We start from the raw sequence: 9427 nt of genomic DNA, 5'->3' as shown, positions 1-9427 counted from the left end.
GAGCAGGACCTCCACGAGATCTACGAGGGCGAGGTCCGCTACGCCCGCGACGCGTTCGAGGGCCTGCGCCTGATGGACGCCCTCATCGCCGTCAAGCGCGGCGTCCCCGGCGCCACCCTGCCCGAACTCAAGCAACGCCGCGTCCCGAAGCGGGAGTTGATCCTCGAAGAGCCGCAGGACGTCGGCCGCTCGGACGTCGCCGTCGACAACCCGGTCCCCGCCCCGCCGTTCTGGGGCACTCGCGTGGTCAAGGGCATCCAGCTCAAGGAGTACGCCTCCTGGCTGGACGAGAGCGCGCTGTTCAAGGGGCAGTGGGGGCTCAAGGGCGACACCATCGAGAGCGAGGGCCGGCCGCGGCTGCGCATGTGGCTCGACCGGCTGCGCACGGAGAACCTCCTGGAGGCGGCCGTGGTCCACGGCTACTTCCCCTGCGTCTCCAAGGGCGACGACCTGATCATCCTGGACGACGACGGCAACGAGCGCACCCGGTTCACCTTCCCGCGCCAGCGCCGTGGACGCCGCCTGTGTCTGGCCGACTTCTTCCGCCCGGAGGAATCGGGGGAGACCGACGTGGTCGGGCTCCAGGTGGTCACGATGGGTTCGAGGATCGGTGAGGCCGCCGCCGAGCTGTTCGCCGCCGACTCCTACCGCGACTACCTCGAACTGCACGGCCTGTCCGTGCAGTTGGCCGAGGCACTCGCCGAGTACTGGCACGCGCGCGTACGCGCCGAACTCGACATCGCCGGCAGTGATCCGTCCGCGATGGAAGGCATGTTCCGGACCGAGTACCAGGGCTGCCGCTACTCGCTCGGCTACCCGGCCTGTCCGGACCTGGAGGACCGCGCCAAGATCGCACAGCTGCTCGAACCCGAGCGGATCGGGGTCCAGCTCAGCGAGGAGTTCCAGCTCCACCCCGAGCAGTCCACCGACGCCATCGTCATCCACCACCCCGAGGCGAGCTACTTCAACGCGGGAGGCCGCGCATGACGACGTTCTCCTTCGAGTTCTTCCCGCCGAAGACGGCCAAGGGCGAGCAGGCGCTGTGGCAGGCCATCCGCCGCATCGAACCGCTCGCGCCCGACTTCGTGTCCGTCACCTATGGCGCGGGAGGCTCCTCACGGGAGCGCACCATCGAGGTCACCAAACGGATCGTGGCCGAGACGACGCTGCGCCCGGTGGCGCACCTGACGGCCGTCGGGCACTCGGTGGCCGAACTGCGCCGCATCATCGGCCAGTACGCGGACGCCGGGGTGCGCGATGTGCTCGTGCTGCGCGGCGACCCGCCGGGCGACCCGAAGGGGCCGTGGACGCCGCATCCGGACGGCTACACGCACGCGTACCAACTCGTGGAGCTGGTGCGGTCGTTGGGGGATTTCACCATCGGTGTCGCGGCCTTCCCGGAGCGGCACCCGCGGTCTCCCGACTGGGACAGCGACATCCGGCACTTCGTGACCAAGTGCCGCGCGGGCGCGGACTACGCCATCACCCAGATGTTCTTCGACGTGGAGGACTATCTGCGGTTGCGTGACCGGGTCGCGGCCGACGGCTGCACGACGCCGGTCATTCCGGAGATCATGCCGGCCACCGATGCCCGCCAGATCCGGCGCTTCGCCGAGCTCTCCGACGCCGCCTTTCCCGAGGACCTGGCCCACCGGCTCGAAGCCGCCCGTGAGCGCCCCGACGACGCGTACCGGATCGGGGTCGACCACGCCACCGCGATGGCGGACCGGCTGCTCGCCGAGGGTGCCCCCGGCCTGCACTACATCACGCTCAACAGGTCCACCGCGGCCTTGGACATCCACCGCAACGTACTGAACAGCTCAAGGAGCCTTCATGTCAGCTGAGTTCACCGACTTCAAGGTCGCCGATCTCTCCCTCGCCGAGTTCGGCCGCAAGGAGATCACCCTCGCCGAGCACGAGATGCCCGGCCTGATGTCGATCCGCAAGGAGTACGCGGCCGCGCAGCCGCTCGCGGGCGCACGCATCACCGGTTCTCTGCACATGACGGTCCAGACGGCCGTGCTGATCGAGACCCTGATCGCCCTGGGCGCCGAGGTCCGCTGGGTCTCCTGCAACATCTTCTCGACCCAGGACCACGCCGCCGCCGCGATCGCCGCCGCCGGCATCCCGGTCTTCGCCTGGAAGGGCGAGACCCTGGAGGAGTACTGGTGGTGCACCGAGCAGGCGCTGACCTGGCCCGGGCACGCGGGCCCGAACATGATCCTGGACGACGGCGGCGACGCCACCATGCTGGTCCACCTGGGCGTCGAGCAGCACAAGACGGGCAATCTGCCCGAGGCGTCCAACGAGGAACTGGCCGTGGTCCGGGCCCTGTTGGAGCGCAGCACGCTCGACTGGTCCGTCATCGCCTCGGAGATCCGTGGCGTGACCGAGGAGACCACGACGGGCGTGCACCGTCTGTACGAGATGCACCGTGACGGCAGCCTGCTGTTCCCGGCGATCAACGTGAACGATGCCGTGACGAAGTCGAAGTTCGACAACAAGTACGGCTGCCGCCACTCTCTGATCGACGGCATCAACCGTGCCACGGACGTCCTGATCGGCGGCAAGACCGCCCTCGTCTGCGGTTACGGCGATGTGGGCAAGGGCTGTGCCGAGTCGCTGCGCGGCCAGGGCGCGCGCGTGATCGTCACCGAGGTCGACCCGATCTGCGCACTGCAGGCGGCGATGGACGGTTACCAGGTCGCGACGTTGGACGAGGTCGTCGACAAGGTCGACATCTTCGTCACGACGACCGGCAACAAGGACATCATCATGGCCTCGGACATGGCCAGGATGAAGCACCAGGCGATCGTGGGCAACATCGGTCACTTCGACAACGAGATCGACATGGCCGGTCTCGCGAAGATCCCCGGGATCGTCAAGGACGAGGTCAAGCCGCAGGTCCACACGTGGACGTTCCCCGACGGCAAGGTCCTGATCGTGCTTTCCGAGGGCCGTCTGCTGAACCTGGGCAACGCGACGGGCCACCCGTCCTTCGTGATGTCCAACTCCTTCGCGGACCAGACGCTGGCCCAGATCGAGCTGTTCACCAAGCAGGAGGAGTACCCGACGGACGTCTACGTGCTGCCCAAGCACCTGGACGAGAAGGTCGCCCGTCTCCACCTGGACGCGCTCGGCGTGAAGCTCACGACGCTGCGCCCCGAGCAGGCCTCGTACATCGGCGTCGAGGTGGAGGGCCCCTACAAGCCCGACCACTACCGCTACTGAACACATGACCGCCGGGGCGCTCTGCGCCCCGGCGGTCATCTCCGTACGAACGGCGGGCCGCTACAGCGCCCTCTCCAGTTCCCGGCAGGTCGCGTAGTCCGGCAGGATGCCCGCCTCCAGCGCCTGGGCCAGCTTGGGGGCCGCGACGTCGCGCTCGGACATGACCGGCTCCACGCCGTCGAGCGTGAGAGGCAGGGCGAGCGCCGGGTCCAGCGGGGAGACGGCGAGCTCGTGCTGCGCCACGTACGGCCCGGACATGAGGTACACCATCGTGGTGTCGTCCTCGAGCGCGACGAACACATGGCCCACACCGACCGGCAGGTACGTCGACCGGAAGGTGTCCTGGCCGAGCTCGACCGTGTCCCACTCGCCGAAGGTGGGCGACCCGACCCGCAGGTCGACGACGAAGTCCAGCGCCCGGCCGCGCCCGCACGTGACGTGCTTGGCCATGCCCGGCGGTGTCGCCGTGAAGTGCACACCGCGCACCACGCCGCGGCTCGACTGGCTCTGGCAGGTCTGGAAGACGGGGAAGGCGTGCCCGCTCGCCTCCGTGAACTGCGGCTGCTGATACGTGGTCACGAACAGGCCGCGCCGGTCGGGGAAGACCTTCGGGGTGAACTCGTAGGCACCCTCGACGGCGAGTTCCCGGACGGTCGTGGGCGCGGTCGTGGGCGCGGGCGTGCCGGTGGATCGAGTCGTCGTCACAGGTGCCCGCCGTCCGGTCACTCGCCCCACTTCATGTAGATGACCGGCGGCTCACGGCCGGGCAGCTGGCGCAGCGGCGCGCAGTCCAGGCCGAAGACCTCCCGCAGCGCGGTGGTCTCACCGGGCCACTTCGGGTGGGCCAGCTCGTCGAACGCGAGGATGCTGCCCTTGGTCAGGTGCGGCCGGATCGCCTCGAGGAGTTCCTTGGTCGGCTGGTGGAGATCCAGGTCGAAGTAGGCCATGGCGATGACCGTCTCCGGGTTGTCCGCCAGGTACTGCGGAACGGTCTCGCGCACGTCGCCCTGCACGACGAAGGAGCGCTGCGTGTGCCCGAACGGCTCGGAGGCCTCATGGGCCGCGAGCACCTCGCGCAGGTGGTCGACCTCGTTCTCCGGCACCGCGAAACGCCCGGCGACGGCGCTGGTGCTGACCTTGTCCACGTCCTTGATGTCGTCCGGGAAGCCGGTGAACGTGTCGAAGCCGATGATGCGCCGCAGCGAGTTGTACGGCTCGTAGATGCTGCGCAGGGCCGTCAGCGTGGCCAGGTGACGGCCGTGCAGCACGCCGAACTCCATGATGACGCCCGGGACTTCGGGCAGCATGCGGTAGAGCGCGTCCATGGACAGCAGGTCGGACAGCTGGTGGCGGCGCAGATAGACGGGCAGGTTGTCGATCAGGTACTGGGGCGGGATGGGGCTGTCGACGAGGAGCTTGGTGAGCCGCTCGCGCGCGTCGCGTTCCTGGTCCGACTCGTGGGGGACGATGCGCGGATCGGTGAATCCGTCCTTGGCCATGAGGGGGCTGTTCCTTTCGCCGGTGGGTCAGAAGAGCCGGAGCGTGGTCACGGCAGCGCCGGTGTCCCCGGGCGAGGTGGGGTGATCGCTCCGTCGTACCGTCCCACGGGGCGGTACGACGGAACAGCGGGATCAGCCGCGGATGGAGCCGTTCTCCAGGCGCACTGTGCGCCCGGTGAACCGCCTTTCGAGCATGCGGTCGTGGGAGACGACGACCAGTGCTCCTTGGTAGTGCGACAGGGCCTCTTCGAGGTCCTCCACCAGGGCCGGTGACAGATGGTTCGTCGGCTCGTCGAGCACCAGCAGGTCGACGGGCTCGTGCAGCAGTCGGGCCAGGGCGAGGCGGCGGCGCTGTCCGACGGAGAGCCCCGCCACCGGCGTGGCCAGATCGGACGGCTTGAACAGCCCCAGGCCCAGGAGTGCCCCGCGGTGCGCCTCCACATCGCCGGGCAGGCCCGCGCGGAACGCGTCCAGGAGACTGAGTCCGGGCTCGGTGACCGCTGTCTCCTGCGGCAGCCAGCCGGTGCGCGCCGGACGTGTGCCCGTGCCCCGGTCCGGTTCCAGGTCGCCGACCAGCACCCGCAACAGGGTGGACTTGCCCGCCCCGTTGGGGCCGGTGATCAGGACGCGCTCGCCCGGACGTACCTCGAAGTCCCATACGTGCAGCCGCTGTTCCACCTCGACCTGGTACAGCCCGGCGACCGCCGAGTCGCCCGCGGCGCCACCTCCCTGGATCCGGGGTGCGAAGCGCATCGGCCGCGGCGGGCGGGGGACCGGGTTCTCCTCGAGTCGGCGCAGCCGCTCCTTGGCGTTGCGCACGCGGGCGGAGATCTGCTTCTCCACGCTGCGCTGGTGCCGCCCGTTCGTCCGGTCGGTGTTGGCCCGTGGCCCGGCGGCCACGTGGTTCGCCGCGGCGCGCGTCAGTTCGCGCTGGCGGGCCAGATCGTCCTTCCACTCCAGGTGCTGCTGCTCCCGGCGCAGCCGCAGGGCCTCCTTGGCCTTGAGGTAGCCGGCGTAGCCGCCGCCGTGGCGGTGGACCGTGTGCCGCTCGGCGTCGATGTCCCACAGGGCGGTGGCCACCCGCTCCAGGAAGACGCGGTCGTGGGAGACGACGAGGATGCTGCCGCGATGGGAGCGCAGGTGTTCCTCGAGCCATTCCAGGGCGGCCCGGTCCAGATGGTTGGTGGGCTCGTCGAGCAGCATCAGCTGCGGTGCGGCGGCCAGCACACAGGCCAGGCCGAGGCGCGCCTGCTCGCCGCCGGACAGGCCGGCCAGGCGCCGGGTGGTGTCCACGGACGCCAGACCCAGGCCGTGCAGGGCGGCCTGCACCCGGGAGTCGGCCGCGTAGCCGTCCCGGGCCTCGAACGCCTCCGTGAGATCGCCGTACTCGGCCAGCAGGACCGCGAGATCATCGCCGTCCGCCTCGGCCATGGCGCTCTCGCACCGGCGCAACGCGCGTTCCAGGGAGCGCAGTTCCGCCAGGGCATGGTCGATGGCGTCCCCCACCGTGTCGTCGGGTGCCAGCTCGGGGACCTGCGGGAGGTAGCCGGTACCGCCCGGCGCACGCACCAGGACCCGGCCCTCGTCGGGCTTGTCCACCCCGGCGAGCAGACGCAGCAGGGTGGTCTTGCCCGATCCGTTCTCCCCGATGACGCCGATGCGCTCGCCGAGGGTCACGGACTGGTGCACGCCGTCCAGCAGGCGGCGGGTGCCGCGGGAGTGCTGGATGTCGTCCAGGACGACCTGGAAGCCGCCCGCCGACGACGTGTCCGGCGCCAAAGGCTGCGTAGCGGAGTCCGCAGAAGAGTTCGTGAAAGAGGAGTCATGCATGGATTCGCACGCCGTTTCATCCGTAGGTCCGAGGAAGTCGACCGAGGCGGGTGCACTGCTCGAACGGGTGCCGATGACAGGCTGACCGCATGGCGCAGGACAAGAGACTGTCGTGAAAGGCCAGTGCGGCGCTTGAACGGCGGAAGAGGGCCGCTTGAGAAGCGGCACGCGCCGTGCCTGTGACGCCCGGAGCACAAGTGCCCGCGGGACGGCGTCAGATGTAGTAGATGCCTGCGGCGGCGAAAGTGAGAATCACAGAGAAGATCTTAGCAGGGGCCCTTTGTACAGGTGGGGAGATGTACGGCAGGGAATTGGCCAAGTGCCGGTGATTTTCGGCTGTTGTCGGCCGGGTGGCCGCCGCCGGGGCGGGGGCCGGTGTGCACACCGGGAGGCCGCCGCGTACCGGCCGTCCGGCGGTCGGCACCTGCGCAAACGATCAGGGGTACGGAGCGCGGCCGCAGGCGCCGCGGCGGGCCGCACCCGCGGGCGCACGGCGGCGTCCGGCACTTCTCCCGAAACGGTGGGTGTGGTTAATGTCTGCGGCATGCACTTTCCCCAGATCTACGGCTGACGCGGGCCGCGGCGCCCCACCCCCCCTCTTCTGTCGATATGCCGTAGCACCGAAAAGAGTTATGCCTTATGTCCCGTCGCCATATCGCGATGATCGGCAGCCCCATCGTCAGCCACGTCCTGCCCGGCATCGAGGTCATCCGTGAACTCGTCGCGCGCGGGCACCGGGTGACGTACGCCGACGACCCGATCGTCGCCGACCAGATCACCGCCACCGGTGCCGAGTTCGTCCCCTGCACCACCACGCTCCCCGTCGCCGACAACAACTGGCCGCAGGACCCGATCTCGGCCATGACCCTTTTCCTCGACGACGCGGTGCAGGCGCTTCCGCAACTGCGGGCCCACTACGACCAGGACCCCGCCGATCTCTACCTGTACGACATCGGGTCCTACACGGGCCGCGCGCTCGCCGAGGCCCAGGGCCGCCCGCTCATCCAGCTCTCCCCGACCTTCGTGGCGTGGAAGGGCTACCAGGAGGAGGTCGGCGACCAGCTGATGAAGTTGCCGGGCGCCGACGCGTACCGGCAGAAGTTCTCCTCCTGGCTGGCCGAGTGCGGAGCGACCACCCTGGACGTCGACGCGTTCAGCGGCATGCCCGCCCGGTCCATCGCACTGATCACCAAGGCCATGCAGCCGAACGCCGACCGGGTGGACACCGACGTGGTGACCTTCGTCGGCCCCTGCCTCGGAGACCGCTCCGACCAGGGGAGCTGGACCCGCCCCGCCGACGCGGGGAAGGTGCTGCTGGTCTCCCTCGGCTCCGCCTACACCCAGCAGGCGGAGTTCTACCGCCAGTGCCTCGCGGCCTTCGGCGACCTGGACGGCTGGCACGTCGTCCTCCAGATCGGCAAGCACACCGACGCCGAGGAGCTCGGTGACATTCCCTCCAACGTCGAGGTGCACAACTGGGTGCCGCAGCTGGCGATCCTGGAGCAGGCCGACGCCTTCGTCACCCACGCCGGCATGGGCGGCAGCAGCGAGGGGCTCTACACCGGCGTGCCGATGATCGCCGTGCCGCAGGGTGCCGAGCAGTTCGGCAACGCCGACCAGCTCGTCGCGCTCGGCGTGGCCCGGCGCATCGACACCGCCGACGCCACGGCCGAGGCACTGCGCACGGCGCTGCTGGAGCTCACCGGCGACAGCCAGGTCCGCCGCCGCTCCGACGAGCTGCGCGCCGAGTTGCTGGCCGAGGGCGGGACCCGGCGGGCCGCCGACCTCATCGAGGCCGCCCTGCGCTGAGTCGGCAGTCGCACCGGCCGGTGGCCCCGCGGGGGCCACCGGCCGCGTGCTCGGGAACGGGGGAGGGCGGCCATGGGCAGAGTACGGATGGGCGTGCTGGGCTGTGCGGACATCGCCTGGCGGCGCATGCTGCCCGCGCTCGCCGCCCACCCCGCGGTGGAGGTGGTGGCCGTCGGGAGCCGGGACGGGGCCAAGGCGGCCGCGTTCGCCGAGCGGTTCGGCGGCGAACCGGTGACCGGGTACGAGGCCGTGCTCGGCCGCTCCGACGTGGACGCCGTCTACGTGCCGCTGCCGCCCGCGCTCAACGCCGGCTGGACACGGCGCGCGCTGGAGGCGGACAAGCACGTCCTGTGCGAGAAACCGCTGACGGGCAGCGCACGGCAGGCGTCGGAGCTCTGGGACCTCGCCCGTGCCCGCGACCGCGCGCTGTTCGAGAACTACATGTTCCTGTGCCACCCCCAGCACCAGGTGGTCGACGCTCTGCTCGCCGCCGGGAGGATCGGCCAACTCCGCTCCCTGAACGCCGAGTTCACCATCCCCGGCAAACCGTCCGACGACATCCGTCACCGCCGCGACCTGGACGGCGGCGCGCTCACCGGCGTCGGCGGCTATCCGCTGCGCACCGCGCTGCGCCACCTGGGGCCCGGCCTCGGCGTGGCCGGCGCGCACCTCACGTCGGACCCGCGCACGGGCGTGGACACCGGCGGGGCGGCGCTGCTCACGGCGCCCGGCGGCGCGGTGGCACAGCTCGGGTTCGGCCTGGAGCACGCCTACCGGGGCCGGTACGAGCTCACGGGCTCGCGGGGCCGCATCCTGGTGCCCCGCGCCTACACGCCGCCCGCGGACCACACGGCGGTGATCCACCTCGAACACGACGGCTCCCACGAGGAGTTGCTCGTGCCTCCGCACGACCAGTTCCGCTCCGTGGTGACGGCCTTCGTCGAGGGCATCCGCTCGGGCGCTCCGTCCCCGCTCACGGGCGGGGCACTGGTCGAACAGGCCCGCCTGGCCGAGGAGGTCCGCGCCGTCGCGCTGCGCGGGCGGTGAGGGCCGGGCTG

General features: G+C 70.5%; 8 protein-coding genes. 5 read left to right on the top strand and 3 right to left on the bottom strand.

Annotation, left to right across the window (positions count from 1 at the left end; genetic code table 11):
• The 3 genes from ABZ833_RS45475 to ahcY all read left to right on the top strand — a co-directional run.
• The coding region (locus ABZ833_RS45475) for a vitamin B12 dependent-methionine synthase activation domain-containing protein (RefSeq protein WP_361059979.1) at positions 1-987 on the top strand (987 nt) is incomplete at its 5' end.
• Positions 984-1844: a methylenetetrahydrofolate reductase [NAD(P)H] gene (gene metF / locus ABZ833_RS45470; protein ID WP_361059976.1), complete on the top strand. Its 861-nt coding sequence runs from the start codon at positions 984-986 to the stop codon at positions 1842-1844. The genes ABZ833_RS45475 and metF, both read left to right, overlap by 4 nt.
• Positions 1834-3231 (top strand): adenosylhomocysteinase, encoded by a 1398-nt coding sequence (ahcY, locus tag ABZ833_RS45465; protein WP_361059974.1) that lies wholly within the window; start codon positions 1834-1836, stop codon positions 3229-3231. Before metF ends, ahcY begins: the two co-directional genes overlap by 11 nt.
• A 60-nt stretch (positions 3232-3291) precedes the next feature.
• On the opposite strand, the gene ABZ833_RS45460 is transcribed toward ahcY, so the two are convergent.
• The 3 genes from ABZ833_RS45460 to abc-f all read right to left on the bottom strand — a co-directional run bounded on the left by ABZ833_RS45460 (position 3292) and on the right by abc-f (position 6509).
• Entirely contained in the window at positions 3292-3936 is a 645-nt protein-coding gene (locus ABZ833_RS45460) for a dTDP-4-dehydrorhamnose 3,5-epimerase family protein (protein WP_361059971.1), read from the bottom strand.
• A 17-nt stretch (positions 3937-3953) separates the two neighbouring features.
• A complete protein-coding gene (locus ABZ833_RS45455) occupies positions 3954-4730 on the bottom strand; it encodes a class I SAM-dependent methyltransferase (RefSeq protein ID WP_361059968.1) in 777 nt (258 codons plus the stop codon).
• Positions 4731-4862: 132 nt separating this feature from the next.
• Positions 4863-6509 carry a ribosomal protection-like ABC-F family protein gene (gene abc-f / locus ABZ833_RS45450; protein ID WP_361059965.1) on the bottom strand — a complete coding sequence of 549 codons (1647 nt, stop codon included), beginning with the start codon at positions 6507-6509 and terminating at the stop codon, positions 4863-4865.
• A 690-nt stretch (positions 6510-7199) separates the two neighbouring features.
• Between abc-f and ABZ833_RS45445 the strand changes: the two genes are divergently transcribed.
• Both ABZ833_RS45445 and ABZ833_RS45440 read left to right on the top strand, forming a co-directional pair.
• A complete protein-coding gene (locus ABZ833_RS45445) occupies positions 7200-8369 on the top strand; it encodes a macrolide family glycosyltransferase (RefSeq protein ID WP_361059962.1) in 1170 nt (389 codons plus the stop codon).
• A gap of 72 nt (positions 8370-8441) precedes the next feature.
• Positions 8442-9416, top strand: coding sequence for a Gfo/Idh/MocA family oxidoreductase (locus ABZ833_RS45440; RefSeq protein WP_361059959.1), 975 nt, complete (start codon positions 8442-8444; stop codon positions 9414-9416).
• Positions 9417-9427 lie beyond the last annotated feature (11 nt).

It is taken from the genome of Streptomyces sp. NPDC047525, assembly GCF_040643025.1.
In the GTDB taxonomy this organism is placed as follows: Bacteria; Actinomycetota; Actinomycetes; order Streptomycetales; family Streptomycetaceae; genus Streptomyces; species Streptomyces durmitorensis.
The sequence above is the reverse complement of the archived record's forward strand: the minus strand, read 5'-3'. Positions and strand labels throughout refer to the sequence as shown.